The organism is Arhodomonas sp. AD133 (genome assembly GCF_051195215.1).
Classification (GTDB): domain Bacteria; phylum Pseudomonadota; class Gammaproteobacteria; order Nitrococcales; family Nitrococcaceae; genus Arhodomonas.
Genome location: NZ_JBNAZM010000005.1, coordinates 127,713 through 145,874, shown reverse-complemented (window position 1 = coordinate 145,874; position 18,162 = coordinate 127,713). Strand labels below are relative to the sequence as shown.

Below are 18,162 nucleotides of genomic sequence, written 5' to 3'. Positions count from 1 at the left end.
CCGTAGCGTTTCGGCGTCCGCTTCAAAAGCGCGGTCGCCAAATTGCTTACTGGTGGCAATTAGTGCTCGTCCAGCGAGCCTTCACGGATAGTCCGTTATGCCGAAAGCGCACGTTGCCCGCATGCGTCCGGCTCAAGCCCTGGCGCCGCAGCGTATTCCGTAGGCGAGCGCGAGCACTTCCGCCGTGTGCAGGGCACGCCGCTCGGTGGTCTGGGCGATCTGCTCGCGGCAGCTGTAGCCGTCACTGACGATGAGGGTCTGCGCGTCGGCGCCGCGCACGGCGGGCAGCAGCACCTCCTCGCCCACCTTGAGGCTCACCTCGATCTTGTCGGGATCGAAGCCGAACGCCCCCGCCATGCCGCAGCAGCCGGAATCCAGTATCTCCACCTCGAGCCCCAGCCGCTCCAGCAAGCGTCGGGTACCGGCCACGCCGAAGAGGGCGCGCTGGTGGCAGTGGAGGTGCACCAGCGCTCGGCCCTCGAGCTGAGGCAGGTCGAGCGTTTCGCGGCTGGCGAGAAAGTCGGGCAGCAGGTAGCTGTTCTCCGCGAGCCAGCGCGCGCGACCGTCGTTCGGGAAAAGATTGGGCAGCTCGTCGCGGAAGCTGCCGAGACACGAGGGTTCGAGCCCCACCACCGGGATCTCGGCTTCGATGGCCGGCGCGAGTGCCGCCATGCTATCGGCGAGCGCCGCCTTCGCCTGATCGATACGGCCGTGGTCGTGGAGGGGCCGGCCGCAGCAGGCCCGGCGCTCGGGGAGCGTCACCCGGAAGCCGGCCTGTGCCAGTACGTCGGCGGCGGCGCGGGCGGTATCGGCGTGCAGGTAATTGTTGAAGGTATCCGCCCACAGCATCACCGCCGGGCGCCCGTCATCGGCCGCCGGGCGGAAGTCGCGCGTGAACGGCCGGCGTGAGAACGCCGGAAGCGCGCGCCGGGGGGCTACCCCTGCCACCGCCTTGGCGAGGCGCGCGAGGCCCGGCGTCTGGGTGAGGGCGTTGACCAGCCTCGGAGCGGCGCCGGCGAGTGGTGCCCAGCGATGGATCCAGCCGAGGGTGTAGGCCTGCCGCGGGCGAGGGTGATGGCGGTAGTAGTGCGCCATGAACTCCGCCTTGTAGGTGGCCATGTCCACCTGCACCGGGCACTCGTGGCGGCAACCCTTGCAGGCCAGACAGAGATCCAGGGAGTCCTTGACGTAGTCGCTGTTCCAGGGCTTCTCCAGCGGGTCGCCCTGGAGCATCTCGAAGAGCAGACGCGCCCGGCCACGCGTGGAGTGGCGCTCCTCACCGGTGGCGCGGTAGCTCGGGCACATGACGCCCCCGGCATGGCGGCGGCACTTGCCCACGCCCACGCAACGTCCGGCGGCCTTGGCGAAGCTGCCCTCGTCGCGCACGAAGGCGAATTCCGTGGGTGGGTCGATGGGCGCGTAGTCCGGGCCCGTGCGCAGGTTGGTGTCGAAGGGTTCCGGGTCGATGAGCCGGCCCGGGTTGAGGCGGTTTTCCGGATCCCAGATGTGCTTGAACTCGCGGAAGGCGGTCATGAGCTCGGGGCCGAACATCTTCGGCCACAGCTCGGCGCGGGCCTGGCCGTCGCCGTGCTCACCGGAGAGTGAGCCCCCGTAGCGCACCACCAGGTCCGCGGCGGCCTCGGTGAAGCGCCGCCACTTGGCGACGCCGTTTCGGCTCATGAGGTCGAAGTCGACGCGGCCGTGGATGCAGCCGTCGCCGAAGTGGCCGTACAGCGAGGAGCGGTAGCCGTAGCGCGCCAGCAGCTCACGGTAGTCGCGCAGGTAGTCGCCGACGTGGGCCGGGTCCACGGCCGCGTCTTCCCAGCCCGGATAGGTCTCCGCCTCGCCGGGCACGGCGTTGGTGGCCGCGGCGCCGCTTTCGCGGACGGACCACACGGTGCGCTGCTCGCCGGGGTCGGTGATCACGCGGTGGTCCAGGGTATCGGCGGCGAGTGTCGTGATCGCCTCGCGGGCGTTGTGTTCGGCCTCTTCGGGTGTGGCGCCGCCGTACTCCAGCAGCAGCCAGGCGTTGCCCATGGGCAGTTCCGCAATGGCGTCCAGGCCGAAGCCCTTCTTGCGCATGTCGCCGATGATCTGCTCGTCGAGGCCCTCGCAGCACAGCGCGCCAGTGGCGACCACGGCCGGGCCGGCATCCCCGGCGGCGCAGATGTCCGGGTAGCCGAGCACCGCGAGCACACGGTGGCGCGGGTTCTCCACCAGGCGTGTGCGTGCGCCGAGCGTGATGGCGCAGGTGCCTTCGGTGCCCACCAGGGCGCGGGCGACGTTGAAACCGTTCTCGGGCAGCAGGGCATCGAGATTGTAGCCGGACACGCGCCGGCGGATCCGGGGAAAGCCCTGGCGGATCGTCTCGGCGTAGCGGTCGCGCAGTGACTTGAGCCCCGCGTAGATCTCGCCACGGCGGTCACCGGTGTCGATGATGGCGGCGAGCTCTTCTTCAGTGGTGGGGCCGACGGTCATGCGCACGCCGTCGTAGGTGAGCACGTCCAGGGTCTCGATGTTCTCGTCGGTCTTGCCTGCCATCACCGAGTGGGCGCCGCAGGCATTGTTGCCGATCATCCCGCCCAGGGTGCAGCGGGCGTGAGTGGAAGGGTCCGGCCCGAAGGTAAGCCCGTGCTCCGCGGCGGCGAGACCCAGGACGTTACACACCACCCCCGGCTCCACGGCCGCGCTGCGGCTGTCCGGGTCGATGGCGTGAATGCGGTTCAGGTACTTGGAGGTATCCAGCACGATCGCGACGTTGCAGGTCTGGCCCGCGAGGCTGGTGCCGCCACCGCGCATCAGCAACGGTGCGTCGAACCGGCGCGCGAGCGCCACCGTGGTGATGATGTCGTCCACGCTGCGGGGCACGACCACGCCCACCGGCACGTGGCGATAGTTCGAAGCGTCGGTGGCGTAAAGGGCTCGGCTTCCTGCCTCGAAGCGTACCTCTCCGGCGATGGTCTGACGCAGCGCGTCGTCTAGCGCGGCGGCATCGAATGCCGGAACGGCTGGATGTGCCGGGTCGGCGACGGCGTTCATTCGCGGATCTCTCTGCGACGGTAGTCCTGTGCTCAAGATAGACTACCATTACATTTGTAATTTTTAATATACATTTGTTGTGGCGTGGAACGAGGAGTGGCGTGGAACGAGGAGGAGAGCACCATGAGCGTCGAAAAGCGCCGTGTTCTGGTCACCGGTGCCGCAAAGGGTATCGGTCGCGCGATCGTCCGCCGTCTGGCCGGGGAGGGTGCGACGGTATTCGCACTCGGTCGCAACGCCGAGGCGCTGGATATCCTCTCAGGGGAAACGGGCGCGCGGCCGATCGTGGCAGATCTGGAGGATACCGAGGCGGCCGCCGCGCGCGTGAGCGAGTTCCTACCCCTCGATGGACTGGTGAATTGCGCGGGCGTTGTAACCGTGGAGCCCTTTCTGGAAACCTCCGCCCGTAACTTCAATGAAACCATGGTGGTGAATACTTGGGCGCCGTTGCGTCTTGGCCAGGTTGTTGCGCGCGACTGCATTGCACGCGGGCTGTCGGCGTCGGTGGTCAACGTCTCCAGTATCGCGGCGACGGTGGGCACCCCGGGGCACGCGGCCTACTGCGCGTCCAAGGCGGCTCTGGACGCGCTCACGCGGGTGATGGCGGTGGAGCTCGGACCTCACGGCATTCGCGTGAACAGCGTCAATCCGGTGGTCACCTGGACACCCATGGCCGAGAAGGTGTGGAGCGATCCGGCCAAATCCGGGCCCATGAAAGCACGTATCCCCCTGGGCCGTTTTGCGGACGTGGCCGACGTCGCCGGGGTGGTGGCTTTCCTGCTCGGCGACGACGCCGCCATGGTCAACGGCGTGAGCGTGCCGGTGGACGGCGGCTTCACCGCCGGCTAAAGGCATCGGCCGCTGCCATGGTGATCACGTAACCAACTGATAAATAAAACTTCATGTAACCGCTTTCAAATGGCTGCCCCGTAGGGGCGTTGCTAGCTTTCTTCTCAGCCCCCGCCAGGCAGTTGCGCATTGGCGGTGAGGCGATGGGCGCGTCTATGGCTGACCGCGCCTAACCGATATCCGCAAGGAGGAGGAGAAAGCTAATGTTCGCAACACGGTCCGCGGCAACGGCCGCGTTGGGGGTACTGTTGTCGGCGTCCGGAACGGCGGCCGCATCGGACGGCGTCACGGTCCATTTGTTCGAGTGGCAATGGGACGATGTCGCCCGCGAGTGCGAGACGTTCCTCGGACCCAAGGGCTTTAGCGCGGTGCAGGTTTCGCCGCCCAACGAGCACATCACCGGCAGCGAGTGGTGGGCGCGTTATCAGCCGGTGAGCTATCAGCTGGTCAGCCGCAGTGGCAATCGCGCGGCATTCGCCGACATGGTCCAGCGGTGCAACGCCGCCGGCGTCGCTGTCTACGCGGATGCGGTGATCAACCACACGGCCGCGCTCAACGGCGGTGGCGTCGGCGTCGGGGGCACGCAGTGGTCCTACAAGGATCATCCCATGTACTCGTCGTGGGACTATCACGATACCTGCACGATCCGGCAATCCGACTACGCGGATGACCCATGGCGGGTGCGCAACTGCGAGCTCTCCGGGTTGCCCGATCTGGACACCGGCAGCGACTACGTTCGCGACACACTCGCTGGCTACCTCAACGACCTGACGTCGCTGGGGGTCAGCGGCGTGCGCATCGACGCCGCCAAGCACATGAGCCCCGGAGATATCGCCGCGGTTCAGTCGCGGGTATCGGGTATCGACTACTGGTACCAGGAGGTGATCGACCAGGGCGGCGAAGCGATCAGCGCCGGTGAGTACGTGGGTAACGGCGCCGTGACGGAGTTCCGCTATGGCAGTGAGCTCGCCCGGGTCTTCCGCGACGGTAATCTTGCCTGGCTGTCCGAATTCGGCGAATCCTGGGGTTTTCTCGCCAGCAGCGACGCTCTGGTGTTCGTGGATAATCACGACAATCAGCGTGGCCATGGCGGCGGGGGCGGTGTCATCACGCACAAGGACGGAAGTCTCTACGACCTGGCCAATGTCTTCATGCTGGCCTGGCCCTACGGACGCCCGCGGCTGATGTCGAGCTATGCCTTCACCGACACCGATGCCGGGCCGCCCGATACCCCGGTACACGATGGTGATTCCGTGAACTGCTTCGGCGACACATGGAAGTGCGAGCACCGTTGGCGCCCCATCGCCAACATGGTGGCGTTCCGCAACGCCGTCGGTGGCGCGCCCGTCACCCACTGGTGGGACAACGGCGGCGATCAAATCGCCTTTGCCCGCGACGGTGCCGGGTTCGTGGTGATCAATCGTGAGGGCAACGCCCTCAACCGCAGCTTTCAGACCGGACTGCCGGCAGGCGAGTATTGCGATGTCATCCACGCCCCCATGGAGGACGGCACCTGTTCCAGCCCACAGGTCACCGTGGATGGCAACGGCTGGGCGCAGATCAGCGTCGATGCCATGGACGCCGTGGCGTTGCACGTCAACGCACGGCTACAGAGCATCGGCGGGAGTAGCGCCGGCGAGTCGGCGGATGTCGCCTTCACCTGCCAGAATGGCGAGACCTATATGGGGCAGAGCGTCTACGTGACCGGTGACGGCGCCGAGCTCGGTGACTGGAGACTGGCCGATGCCGTAAAGCTCGACCCGGCGGACTATCCCACCTGGACCGGCACGATCGCACTGCCGGCGGAGACCACCGTCGATTGGAAGTGCGTCAAGCGCGAAGAGGCGGACGCGACCGCCGGCGTCGTCTGGGAAGGCGGTGACAACAACACGGTGCAGACCTCGGTGGAGGGCAACGTCTCGACGACGGGCTCGTTCTGAAAGGCGCCGTTGTGTGACGAGCCGGGGACGGTGGTGCCGTCCCCGGCTGGCGCGCAGTCACTACTGCGGAATCTGCACGAGGTCGTCGGCGAAGACGATGCGGTCACCCGCCGCCGGATCGGCCGCGATCGGCGGCACATTGGCCTCGGTGAGTGGCGGTGCCTCCTCCCCGCGCGGGGTGGTGCGCACCACCTGGCTCGGCGGCAGGCTCGTGCCGTCGCGCAGGTGCGCGAACATGAGATCCAGCGCCTGAAAGTAGTAATGGTGCAGCGGCACGTAGCGGGAGGCGAAGCCCGGCAGGCCGTTCAGGGCATCCAGGTGATGCGCGTTGAGGATCTCGTAATAGTGCAGCCCGCTGTCCCCTCCTTCGACCCGGCGGTTGAGGCCGAAGTAGGGGCGCGAGGTGTGGTTGATGGGCAGGATGGCGTCGTTGCGGCCGGTGACGAAAACCGCGGGCGTGCCGTCGAGATCGCCGCTCGCGCGCACGCCCTCGATGCCCTCGTCGATGCGCTCGGAGGCATTGGCCAGATCTTCCGGTAGCGGCATGTCGGTGACCGGATTGCTGCCCGTGGCGAGCCCGCGCAGGCAGAGCAGGGCATCCAGGCCGTAATCCATCACGCCGCTGGAAGGCGATACCGCCACCGGCAGGTTGGTAGGGCCGCCGCTTGCGTCGTCGTAGATCAGGTTGACGCCGCCGGTGGGCGGGATGCCGTTGCTCGTGGCGAACAGCGCCGCCTCCGCCTGGTCGGAGAGCGGCGTGGGCATGCCGTCGGACGTGGCACCCATGGAGACGTCACAGAGCCCGTCGGTGACGCTGAAGCGGCCATACGCGTTGGCATAGGTCACCGAGATGCTCTGGGCCACGTTGAGGCCGAAATGTGACGGTGCGATGAGGTTCTGCTCCGGCTGGATGCCGAAACGCTCATTGAGGATGCGCTGGGCATCGGCGGCCTGCGCCTCGGTGGTGGTGCCGGTGACGAGGCCCTTGGCGGCCAGCGTGTTGCAGATGTTCTCGTCCACCGTGAAGTCGTTGAAAGTGTCGTTGAAGGGGGCCGTCTCGCGTACCCCCGGCGCCAGGTTGGCGCAGCCCTGGTAGACGGCGAGGGCCGTGGTGTAGTCGTAGAGGCTGCGGCTGTGCTCGGTGATGGGCGCGTCGTCGCCCTGCTGAATGGCGAAGCTGTCGTCCACCATCGGGTTGACGTTGGGCTCGGAGACGGCGACGCCGTCGATCAGGGCGTCGTTGTCCTGCTCCGCGGCGAGCACCGAGGCGCCGCCGCCATTGGAGACGCTGGAGGCGATGACGACGGTGTCCTTCGGCTTGATGGTGCGCAGCCGGTCGCCGTCGTCGTCCACCTCGCCGAAGCGCTCGTTCAACACGTAGAAGCCGAAGCGGATGGACTGCAGCACGTGCTGGCCCCAGTCCGCTTCGGGGTTGCGTTGGGAATGGGCGTGCTTGAAAGCGAAGCGGTCCGGGTTGGCAGCGTTGAACGCCTCGCGCTCGGCGGCGGAGAGATCGGCGCGGAATTGCGCGTCGTCACCGGCGGTGTCGGCGTTGGCGAGGCGGCCATCGATGAGCTGCACCGTGTTGCCGGCGAGGTCGTGGGAGCCGGTCCCCGTGCCCTTGTCGGTGTAGACCACCGCGCAGCCGTGCTTTAGGCCCCACTCGCCGGCGGTGCCGATGGCGCCGTAGATGCCCCGGGAGCCCGAAGATGGCGCGGTGACCATGCAGGGCGAATCGGGATCGAAGCGCTCGGGTATCTGCACCATGCCGGTGACGTGGCCGCCTTCGTCACCGCGCATGTACGCGAGATACTCGTCGCCGGGGATCAGCCCCTCGTCCCCGGTGGGCGTGCCATCGGCAGACACGTGAGGGCCGAAAAACGTCCCGTAACCCCCGCCATCGGCGGTATCCACCAGGGCGCGGTAGTTGTTGTAGAGGGCCAGCGTGCGCAGCTCCGCCGCTGTGGGATTCGCCGGGTCGGCAAAGGTCGGGGCGGTAGCGCTGGCGAGACCCGAGGCGCCGAGCCCGCCGGTAAGCAGGTCGTTGCTCACGCCGTCGTAACGCGTGTGGTGGATCTCGCCGGCGAGGAAATCGGGACGCTCGTTACGGGCCCTGTCGTCGTCATCGTCGCCGAGACAGCCCGTGAGGGCCAGCAGACCCGTGCCGAGCAGCAGGCAATGCCGGGCGTATCGCATGGGTGACTCCTCCACTAAGCGAATCATTGCGCTTGTTCGCGGGCGCTCCGCATGCTCCGACGGGATCCGTCAGTAACGCAGAGCGCCCGATGCGGGTCGCGGTGGTCAATTACGGGCATCGGCCCGCTTCGAACACGCCGGTTGTCGTTTCGTGTACCCAGCCTTCGGTGAGGGAAGCGAAACCGAGGGCGTCGTCTCCTCCTACGGTAAAATAGCCTATTCCGTAGTAGGCACGTCCGGCGGCGTGGTGCGCCGTGTTGGTGGCATACCAGTCCGTGCACTGCGGCTCGACAGGGGGCGCGGCCGTGCGTGGGTGGCGCTGGAAGAAATCCCAGATCAAGTCGGGGTAGCTCGGTCCCGTTCTGACCGCCCAGGGGCCTTCCTGCCCATCCGCACCGCCGACCCAGTAGTGGCCGTGGTCGGTATCGGCAGTGTTTGCCGTGTCGATGGGGCCGTCGAAGAAAACCGTCTCCACGGTGGAGCGTTCGCCACTGTCACCGTAGCGTGTGTGCACACAGTCGAATGCTTCCCGGTAGTAGGGCGTGCACGAGGTCTCCGACTTGCGTGCCGACTCTGCCGTGTCTCGTCCATCGCTACCGAAAACGCGCAGATGTGCGTCACGCAGGTTGTGTCCGGCCGGTTGGATGACAGTGCAGTCATTGTTGTTCTGGAGCACCATCAGGGGGATGGGGTAATCATTGTCGAGCTCGGCGCGCATGTCCTCGGCGACGCGGCCGACGCTGTGGAAGCTGGCGAAGCCGGGACAGTAGAAGGACACCGAGGCGGCGCTCTCGCCGTAGGGGAGCCCGGCGGCCGAGGCGGCAGCGGCCCAGTACTCATTGTGGGTGGTCGCGGCGACCACGGCCATCGCACCACCGGAGGAAAGGCCGGTGATGTACCGGCGCTTGGGGTCTATGGCGTATTGGCTTTCGATGTGGCGCGCCAGCCGGTGCAGGTCTTCCGGCTCGCCCCGGCCTTCCTGGCGGTGGCGATCGAACCAGAAACCCCAGCAGTTCTCGTTGCGCAGGCCGTCATAGCTGGTGATGAACGGTGCCACGAGTACGAAGCCGAACCGGTCCGCCGCCGCCTTCAGGCCCCACTGATCCATCACGTTGTCATCGCTCTGGCCGCAGCCGTGCAACGCCATGACCATGGCCGCCGGGTCGGGGAGTTGCTCGGGTACGTAGACCTGATAGTCGCGGTCACGGGAACCGGAGTGGTCGCCGGCGGGGAGTGTGTCCGAGATCAGGGTGCCGGCATCGGCCGGCGCGACGGTGAATCCCAGGGCCACCGCAAGGGTGGCCCGGGCCAGTCGTTGGCGAAGGGTTGTCATGGTGGTCTCCTCCTCCTTGGTGAATGCGCGGCGGTATGGGTGTTGTATGCCGCGGCCGCCCCGTTGGGGGCGGCGTTTTGGTCAGCGGCCGTTCATGGCATCAGCCCCGGCAGCCATAGCACCACGCTGGGGAAAGCGATGCACAGGGCGAGTCCGGCGAGCTGCAGGAGCACGAACGGGATGATGCTGCGGTAGATGGTGGTGATCGCCACTTCGCCGTTGGTGATGCCCTTGAGATAGAACAGCGCGTAGCCGAACGGTGGCGTCAGGAAGCTCGTCTGCAGGTTGATGGCCACCAGCACCGCGAACCAGATGACGATCGCCTGGCCGGAGAGCGCCAGTCCGAAGTCGAGGCGCTCGAGCACCGGCAGCAGCAGTGGCAGCACCACGTAGCTGATCTCGATCCACTCCAGAAAGAAGCCCAGCACGAAGATCAGCCCCATGATCAGGAACAGCAGGGCGTAGGCGCCGAGCCCGGTGCCGCTGACCAGGTCCTCGATGAGGTAGTCGCCGCCGAGACGCTTGAACACCACGCTGAAACAGGTCGCGCCGATGACCACGAAGAGGATCATGGCGCTGGTGCGCGAGGTGTCCCGCGCGACCTCGCGCACGGTGGCGAGATCGAGCTGGCGCAGGAAGACGGCGAGCAGGGAGGCACCGGCGGCGCCGATGGCGGCGGCTTCGGTGGGCGTGGCGATGCCGGCCATGATGGAGCCCAGCACCGCGACGATGAGCAGCGTCGGCCCGACCAGATCGCGCAGCAGCGCGATGGCCAGTGGCGTCGGCGCCGCCGTGTCGTCGTCCGGCTCGGGCAGCGGCGCCCAGTCCGGTCGGGCGCGGGCCATGCCGAGCAGGTAGACGATGTACAGGCCGCCGAGGATCAGTCCCGGGAACAGCGCGGCCTTGAACAGATCCCCCACCGACACCTGCAGGATGGAGCCCATGAGCACCAGCATGATCGACGGCGGGATGAGAATGCCCAGCGTGCCCGAGGCGGCGACCACACCGTAAGCCATCTCGGAGCGGTAGCCCTGGCTGGTCATCACCGGCAGCGCCAGCAGCCCGAGCATGACCACGGAGGCGCCGATGATACCGGTGCTCGCCGCCATCACCACCCCCAGCACTGCCACTGACACAGCGAGCCCGCCACGAACCCGGCCGAACAGCCGCTGCAGGGTTAGCAGCAGGTTGCGTGCCACGCCGGAGCGTTCGAGCATCAACCCCATGTAGACGAACAGCGGAATGGCGATGAGCAGCCAGTTCTCGATGACGCCGCCGTAGATGCGGGAGCCGACGGTGCCGAGGAACAGGGTGGGTATGTCGCCGATGAAGGCGAACACGACGCCGATGCCCGCCAGCAGAAAAGCTACCGGGTAGCCGCTGAAGATGCCGGTGAGCAGGGCGATGACCATCAGGATGGGCAGGGTGTATTCCGCGAGCATCACTGCCTCTCCTCACCGGTGAGCCGGGCGGGCTCCAGCAGACCGGCGGCACGCTCGCAGATCTGGCCCAAGGCCCCCAGTGCCAGGAACACCAAGCCGGCGGGGAGCATGGCCTTGATCAGGTAGCGGTCGGTGAGCCCGCCATAGTTCGAGCGTTCCCCGGACATCCAGGCCATCGCCACCGAGTTGCGGTAGAGCCAGGCGATGAGCAGGCAGAACGGGATCAGAAGCAGGGCGTGGCCGGCAATGTCCACGATCGCGCGCCCCCGCGGCGAGAGGCGCTGGTAGAGCAGATCCACGCGCACGTGGTCGTCGTGATGCAGTGCATAGGTGCCGCCGAGGAGCGTGAGCACGCCGAAGAGGTGCCACTGCAGCTCGGTGACGCTGTTGATGGTGACAGCCTGGCCGAACAGGGGGACGTCACTGCCCCAGCGGGCGATCTCGTTCACCCCCAGGGCGTTCAGCGCCACGGTCGTGAGCACCGCCGCGATGATGCCCACCACCAGCCAGCTCGTGAGCTCGCCGACGCGCAGGCCGAGGGCGGCGAGCCCCCGGCCCGCCGCCGCCAGCACCCGGGCGCCGTCGCGGCGCCAGGGCGGGAGGCTGTCGCGTTCAGTCACGCGGCACCTCCTGGAGCTCGTACCACTCGCGCACGAGATCGGCGTGCTCGGCCAGGGAGTCGTACGCCTCGGCGAAGCGCGGGTTGTTCTTCTTCTCCTCGGCGAGCACTTCCTGCCAGGTCGCGTACAGCGTCTTCAGCACGGGCTCCGGGAAGCGCTGCACGTTCACGCCCTCCGCCTCGAGCTTGTTGATGACCCGCACCTGCTCGGCGGCCGCCTCCGCCATGGACCACTGCAACGTGGAGCGGCAGGCACTCTCGAAGCGGGCCTTGGTCGCCTCGTCGTACTGATCCCAGACGTCCTTGTTGATGATGAACGAGAACCAGCTCGCCGACTGGTGCCAGCCCGGGAAGTAGTAATGATCCGCCACCTCGCTGAAGCCCATGGCCTGGTCCACCTGGGGCACCGAAAACTCCGTGGCGTCGATACGTCCGCGCTCCAGTGCGAGGTAGATCTCGCCGCCGGGGATGAGCTGGGTGGAGGCGCCGAGGCGGTTGAGCACTTTCGCGCCCAGGCCGGAGATGCGCATGCGAAGGCCGTCGAAGTCGTCGGCGGAATCGATCTCCTGGTTGTACCAGCCGCCGGTCTCCGCCGGTGAGATGAAGCAGGGCAGCACCTTGACGTTGTACTGGTCGTAGGCGTCCTGCAGCAGTGACAGACCTTCGCCGGACCACATCCAGGAGGCGAAGGCTTCCGGCTTGGGGCCGAAGGGCAGGGCGCCGTAGAGATTGGTCACGGGCACGGTGCCGGCCCAGTAGCCGATCCAGTCCCAGCCGGCCTGCACGGCGCCGGTGGAGACGGCGTTGAATACCTCGAAGGCCGGCACCAGGTCGCCGGGCTCGTGCACACGCAGGTTTACCTCGCCGTCGGTGACGGTGGCGAGCTCGTCGCCGAAATGGGTGGCTCCGGCGCCGAGAAAATTGTTGGTGGAGAACGTGCTCGCCACGTCGAGCCGTTCGGGCCCCTGGGCGGTGGCGGTTGCCGCGAATACCGTGGTCATGGCGAGCGCGCCGGTCACGCCGGCAAGCGTGCGCTTGGGCATGCGATTCCTCCTCTCAAGGGTGGGTACTGGTTCTTCTGGGGCGGTCGTGCCGCACGCCCGGCACCGCAGCATGGAACGTGCCAGCTGGATATTCGCTGTTTTTTCAGCGGGTTATGGGTTGTGTTTCGCCAGGGTCGGGCGCCGCCGTCCGGAAAACCGGACGGGTCGACGGCGTCACGCCCTGATACCCGGGGGACGGGCCTGATCAGGCAGTCGTCCGGCGTTCAGGACGCCGTCCGAATTTCCGGACGGATGCCGTGGCGGGCCAATTTTTCGTAGAACGTGGATTTACCGATGCCAAGACGCCGTGCCGCTGCTGTCCGGTTGCCGGCGGTGGCTGCCAGGGCCTGCTCGAGCGCACGTCGCTCGGTGGCGTCGAGAATTTGCTGGAGCGTGCCCTCCGCCGCGGGTGCGGCGTCGGTGAGTGTCGCGGGGAGGTCGGCGGGTGTAATGGTGTCCGCTTCGCACAGGTAGAAGGCTGCCTCCACGGAGTTCTCCAGCTCCCGGATGTTGCCCGGCCAGTGGGCCCGGCTGAGGCACCGCATCGCCGCCTCCGTGACCCGGGGACGGGGACGCGTCATGCGGGTGGCGAGCCGTTCCAGGCAGTGGTCGACGAGCGCCGGAATGTCCTCGCGGCGCTCGCGCAATGGCGGGACGGTCAGGGGGACGACGTTGATGCGGTAGAAGAGATCCTCGCGAAACTGGCCCCGCTCGACCAGCCGTTCCAGCGGTCGGTGGGTGGCGGCGACGACGCGCACGTCCACGGGTATCGAGCGCGTTCCGCCGATGGGCTCCACCTCCCGGTTCTGCAGAACGCGCAGCAGCTTGACCTGCATGGCCGGCGGCATGTCGCCGATTTCGTCGAGGAACAGGGTTCCGCCGTCGGCGAGCTGGACCCGCCCGGGCTTGCCGCCGCGGCGCGCACCGGTGAAGGCACCGGTCTCGTAGCCGAAGAGCTCGGCCTCCAGCAGGTCTTCGGGCACCGCACCACAGTTCACCGCCACGAATGGCCCGTCGGCGCGCTCGCTGCCCTGGTGCAGGGCCCGGGCGCAGAGTTCCTTGCCGCTACCCGACTCGCCGCGGATCAGCACCGTGCCGTCGCCCGCGGCGACCTTGCGGATGCGTTGCCGCAGCGCCTCGAGTGCCGGACTATCGCCGATCATCGCCCAGGCCCGGGTCGGGGCGCCGCGGGCGTCGAAGGCCTCGCGGTAATAGTCGAGTTCGGCCATGAGCGCGCGGATGCGGGCGTTGGTCTCACGCCATTCCGCGGTGTCGCGGTAGACGACCATGCCCACCGCCCCGGCCGCGCGGTCGCCGTCGAACAGCGGGTAGCGGCTCGCGATCATGTGGCGGCCGCGGATCCACTGCATCTGTGCGGTCTCCGCGGCACCACCGCGGGCGACCACGTGCATGCGGGTGTTCTCGATGACCTCGGTGACGTGACGGCCGAGCGCGTCGGCGCGGTCGATGCCGAGGAACTGGCTGTAGGCCGTGTTGAGGTAGCGAATGCTGCCGTTGACGTCGACGACGACGACGCACTCTTCCATCGCGTCGATCGCCATCGCCAGCAGTCGGTCCGCTTCCGGTGCGTGCTGAGCCGCCATACCTCCTCCCCTTGTCGGTCTGGAGGTATTCCATCATTCGGCGGCGTCGGTGGGTAGAGGGCGGCGGATATCGCCGCCCGGATAGCAGAGGGTCAGCGCTGCCGGTTCTGCCAGTCCTGCGGTTCGAACCAGGGCTGCTCGTCCACCAGCGGCTCCCGGCCCCGAATGGTGTCGGCGAGCTTCTCCGCCATCATGATGGTCGGGGCGTTGAGGTTGCCACTGGTGATCCGCGGCATGATCGAGGCGTCCACCACGCGCAGATTGTCGATGCCGTGAACCCTGGCCGCACCGTCGACCACCGCCATCGCGTCGTGGCCCATGCGGCAGGTGCACGAGGGATGATAGGCGCTCTCGCCGTTGTGGCGGACCCAGGCATCGATGGCCTCGTCGCTGCGCACGTCCGGCCCCGGGCCGAGCTCCGCGCCGCGGAACTCGTCCAGCGGCCCCTGCTCCATGATTTCCCGGGTGAGCTTGATAGCGTCGCGCATCTCGCGACGATCGCGCTCGGTGGCCATATAGTTGAACACGATGCGAGGCGCCTCGCGCGGGTCGGCGCTCTTCAGTGTTACTTCGCCGCGGCTGTCCGGCCGCATGGGCCCCACGTGTGCCTGGAATCCATGGGTCTCGGCGGTGGCGCTGCCGTCGTAGCTGATCGCCATGGGCAGGAAGTGATACTGGAGGTTGGGGAACTTCACGCCTGGCTCGCTGCGGATGAATCCGCCGGATTCGAAGTGGTTGGTGGCGCCCAGGCCCTTCTTGAGAAAAATCCACTCCAGCCCGATGCGCGCCTGGTTCCAGGGTTTGAGCGCGCTGTAGAGGGTGATGGGCTTCTTGCAGGCGTACTGTACGTAGACCTCCAGGTGGTCCTGGAGATTCTGGCCCACGCCGGGCAGGTCGGCGACCACGTCGATGCCGTGCTCACGCAGGTGATCCGCCGGGCCGATGCCGGAGAGCATGAGCAGTTGCGGCGAGTTGATCGCGCCGCCGCAGACGAGCACCTCGCGTTCGGCGGTGACGGTGCGGCGCTCGCCGTTGATCACCACTTCCGCGCCGGTGGCCCGGTTGCCCTCGATCACCAGCCGCTCGGTGAAGGCGCGTACCCAGACGGTGAGGTTGTCGCGCTGCATCACCGGACGCAGGTAGGCGTTGGCCGTGGACCACCGGCGACCGTCCTTGGTGGTCATGAACATCGGGCCGAAGCCTTCCTGCTGGTAGCCGTTCATGTCGTCGGTGCGGGGATAGCCGGCAGCGACGCCGGCCTCGACGAACGCCCCGTAGAGCGGGTTCCTCATGGGCCCCGTGGTGACGTGCAGGGGGCCGCCGGCGCCGTGATAGTCGTTGGCGCCCTGATCGAAGTCCTCGGCCTTCTTGAAGTAAGGGAGGACATGTCCGTAATCCCAGTCGGGCAGGTCGAAGTCCGCCGCCCAGTCCTGATAGTCGCCGGCGTTGCCGCGCACGTAGGCCATGCCGTTGATGGACGACGAGCCACCGAGCACGCGGCCACGGGGGCAGTACATGCGGCGGTCGTCCATGTAGGGGTCGGGCTCGGTGTGGTAGTACCAGTTGTACTTGTCGTTGGCGAGCGGGTGCGCGAATGCCGAGGGCATGTGGATGAACAGGCTCCGGTCCATGGGCCCGGCCTCCAGCAGCAGCACCGAGGTGTCCGCGTCCTCGGTGAGACGGTGGGCGAGAGTGGCGCCTGCCGAGCCGGAGCCGATGATGATGTAGTCGAATCGATCGCTGGCCATACGTTTAACCGTTCCGAGCCGGGGGCTCGAGTTTCAAGTTGAAAGTTGCAAGTTGAACGTGTCAGCCGCCGAGGTTTGATGACCTCTGTTTCCGCGTAGCTGTTGCGGGTTGCGCGTGTCGAGCATCGGGTTGAGAAGGCGGGTTTCGTGCGTCGGAATCCGGGCACCGGCACGACGTGGCCCGCGCGAAACCCGGACTCGAAACCCGCGACCCGCCACTGTTCAGTAAGGCGCCTCCACGTCCTCCATCGCCACGAAAACGCTCTTGATCCGCGTATAGTGCTCCAGCGCGTGGCGGCTGTTCTCGCGGCCGAGGCCTGACTGCTTGACCCCGCCGAAGGGCATCTCGATCGGCGTCAGGTTGTAATGGTTGACCCATACCACGCCGGCTTCCAGGGCGGCGGCCATGCGGTGGCCGCGGGTGAGGTCGCGGGTGAATACGCCTGCCGCCAGGCCGAAGTCCGTGGCGTTGGCGCGTTCGAGTACCTCGTCCTCGTCGCGGAAGGGCAGCACCGACATCACCGGGCCGAAGATCTCCTCGCGCACGATGGTCATGTCGTCGTCACAGTCCGCGAAGATGGTGGGCGCCACGAAATAGCCGCCCTCGCAGCCCGGGACCGTCACCTGCTCGCCACCGGTGAGGAGCTTCGCGCCCTCGGCCTGGCCTTTCTCGATGTAGTCGAGCACGTGCTGCATGTGGCCCTCGGAGATGAGCGCGCCCACATGGGTGTCGGGGTCCAGCGGATCACCGACGCGCAGGTGCTCGGTGCGCTTCTGCAGCTTCTCCAGGAAACGGTGCATCACCGCCTCGTGCACGAACACGCGGGTGCCGTTGGTGCAGATTTCGCCCTGGGTGTAGAAGTTGCCCAGCAGCGCGCCGGAGACGGCGTTGTCCAGGTCGGCGTCGTCGCAGACGATGAGCGGCGATTTGCCCCCGAGCTCCATGGTCACGGCCTTGAGCGTGCTCGCGGCATCGCGCATCACCGCTTTGCCGGTACCCACTTCGCCGGTAAGCGAGACCTTGGCGATACCCGGATGGCCGGTGAGCGCCTGGCCCGTCTCGGCGAAGCCCTGGACCACGTTGAACACGCCGTCGGGCAGGCCCGCTTCCTTGAACAGCTCGGCGAGCCGTGTCGCCGACAGCGGCGTGAGCTCAGCGGGCTTGAAGATCATGGCGTTGCCGGCGGCGAGTGCCGGGGCACTCTTCCAGCAGGCGATCTGCAGCGGGTAGTTCCAGGCGCCGATGCCGGCACACACACCCAACGGCTCGGGGCGGGTGTAGTAGAAGCCGCCGTCGACGCTCTGGTAGTCGCCGGTGAGCGAGCCCGCCTGACCGGCGAAGTACTCCAGGCAGTCGGCGCCGGAGTCCACGTCCGCCTCGGGGGTTTCGGCGATGGGCTTGCCGCCGTCGAGGGATTCCAGCCGGGCGAGCTCGTCGCGGTGGGTGCGTAGCAGCTCCGCGGCGCGCTGGAGCACGCGGCCGCGGGCCACACCGCTCATGGCGGCCCACTCGCGCTGGCCGGCCCGCGCGCTGACCACGGCACGGTCCACGTCCTCGCGGCCGGCGACGTCGATGCGGCAGATGGGCGCGCCGGTGGCCGGGTTGTGGGTCTCGAAGGTTTCGCCGGTGGTGGCGGCGACGTACTCGCCGCCAATCCAGAGCTGGCGGTCAGGCTGTTCGGTCATGGGGCGCCTCCTTCTCTCGGACGGCAAGCTGGGTCATGAGGTAGTCGCGGGCGAGCTCCCGGGCCTCCGGGAAGCTCACGCCGCCGGTGGTGAGCGTGGCGCGCAGCCACAGGCCGTCGATGAGCACCGGCAGGCCCGTGGCAACGTGGACGGCGTCCTCCAGCGGCAGCAGGTGGCGGAGGTCGTGGAGCAGATTGCTGCGCAGGCGCGAGGCCACCACGCGCTGAACCCGCGCAAGCTCCGGCCGGTGGTTGACCTGCGACCAGAACGACAGCCAGCCGCTGACGATCGCCGGCCGTGCCTGGCTTTCCGCAAAGTTTGCCTCGATCAGTGCCAGCGCGCGTTCCAGTGGCGTTTGCGCGCGCACGAGCTGACGCCGGTACTCGCGGCCGAGCTCACGGGCGAGATGCCGGAAGGTGGCCTCGAGCAGACCGGACTTGTCACGAAAGTAATGCGCGACCAGCCCGGTGGACGTGCCGGCACGACGGGCTACCTTGCTTAGTGTAGTCGCGTGCAGGCCCTCGTCATGGATGGTCTCGAGCGTCGCCTCGATGTATTGCTGTTGCCGGATCGGCTCCATGCCGACTTTGGGCATCGCACACCTCCTGCTGGACTATGCTTGGAGCACTCGCTGGCTCCAGCGTCTCATGTAGGATATTTGAA

At 67.4% G+C, this 18,162-nt stretch carries 12 protein-coding genes; 2 read left to right on the top strand and 10 right to left on the bottom strand.

Features of this window, described 5'->3' with window-relative positions; translation table 11 throughout:
• Nucleotides 1–132 precede the first annotated feature (132 nt).
• Entirely contained in the window at nt 133–3,039 is a 2,907-nt protein-coding gene (locus ACPEES_RS05130) for an FAD-binding and (Fe-S)-binding domain-containing protein (RefSeq protein ID WP_435101723.1), read from the bottom strand.
• A 123-nt stretch (nt 3,040–3,162) separates the two neighbouring features.
• Here ACPEES_RS05130 and ACPEES_RS05125 point away from each other — a divergent pair, with 123 nt between their 5' ends.
• Together ACPEES_RS05125 and ACPEES_RS05120 are read left to right on the top strand one after the other, a co-directional pair.
• The gene (locus ACPEES_RS05125; RefSeq protein WP_435101721.1) at nt 3,163–3,888 is read left to right on the top strand and encodes an SDR family oxidoreductase; all 726 of its coding nucleotides are present in this window, start codon (nt 3,163–3,165) and stop codon (nt 3,886–3,888) included.
• Nucleotides 3,889–4,091: 203 nt separating this feature from the next.
• Complete coding sequence (locus tag ACPEES_RS05120) at nt 4,092–5,828, top strand: carbohydrate-binding module family 20 domain-containing protein (RefSeq protein WP_435101718.1); 1,737 nt, start codon at nt 4,092–4,094, stop codon at nt 5,826–5,828.
• A gap of 60 nt (nt 5,829–5,888) precedes the next feature.
• On the opposite strand, the gene ACPEES_RS05115 is transcribed toward ACPEES_RS05120, so the two are convergent.
• From ACPEES_RS05115 to betI, 9 genes are all read right to left on the bottom strand, one after another.
• Nucleotides 5,889–8,024: a 3-hydroxybutyrate oligomer hydrolase family protein gene (locus tag ACPEES_RS05115; protein ID WP_435101716.1), complete on the bottom strand. Its 2,136-nt coding sequence runs from the start codon at nt 8,022–8,024 to the stop codon at nt 5,889–5,891.
• A 109-nt stretch (nt 8,025–8,133) separates the two neighbouring features.
• Entirely contained in the window at nt 8,134–9,357 is a 1,224-nt protein-coding gene (locus tag ACPEES_RS05110) for an extracellular catalytic domain type 1 short-chain-length polyhydroxyalkanoate depolymerase (RefSeq protein ID WP_435101714.1), read from the bottom strand.
• A gap of 92 nt (nt 9,358–9,449) precedes the next feature.
• Nucleotides 9,450–10,799: a TRAP transporter large permease gene (locus ACPEES_RS05105; protein ID WP_435101712.1), complete on the bottom strand. Its 1,350-nt coding sequence runs from the start codon at nt 10,797–10,799 to the stop codon at nt 9,450–9,452.
• A complete protein-coding gene (locus tag ACPEES_RS05100) occupies nt 10,799–11,419 on the bottom strand; it encodes a TRAP transporter small permease subunit (protein ID WP_435101710.1) in 621 nt (206 codons plus the stop codon). The genes ACPEES_RS05105 and ACPEES_RS05100 overlap by 1 nt, the downstream gene beginning before the upstream one ends.
• Entirely contained in the window at nt 11,412–12,461 is a 1,050-nt protein-coding gene (locus ACPEES_RS05095) for a TRAP transporter substrate-binding protein (protein WP_435101708.1), read from the bottom strand. The genes ACPEES_RS05100 and ACPEES_RS05095 overlap by 8 nt, the downstream gene beginning before the upstream one ends.
• A gap of 224 nt (nt 12,462–12,685) precedes the next feature.
• The gene (locus ACPEES_RS05090) at nt 12,686–14,065 is read right to left on the bottom strand and encodes a sigma-54 interaction domain-containing protein (protein ID WP_435101706.1); all 1,380 of its coding nucleotides are present in this window, start codon (nt 14,063–14,065) and stop codon (nt 12,686–12,688) included.
• Nucleotides 14,066–14,157: 92 nt separating this feature from the next.
• A complete protein-coding gene (betA, locus tag ACPEES_RS05085) occupies nt 14,158–15,813 on the bottom strand; it encodes a choline dehydrogenase (RefSeq protein ID WP_435101704.1) in 1,656 nt (551 codons plus the stop codon).
• Nucleotides 15,814–16,035: 222 nt separating this feature from the next.
• Entirely contained in the window at nt 16,036–17,499 is a 1,464-nt protein-coding gene (betB, locus tag ACPEES_RS05080; protein ID WP_435101702.1) for a betaine-aldehyde dehydrogenase, read from the bottom strand.
• The gene (gene betI / locus ACPEES_RS05075; protein ID WP_435101700.1) at nt 17,483–18,094 is read right to left on the bottom strand and encodes a choline-binding transcriptional repressor BetI; all 612 of its coding nucleotides are present in this window, start codon (nt 18,092–18,094) and stop codon (nt 17,483–17,485) included. Before betI ends, betB begins: the two co-directional genes overlap by 17 nt.
• Nucleotides 18,095–18,162: the final 68 nt, after the last annotated feature.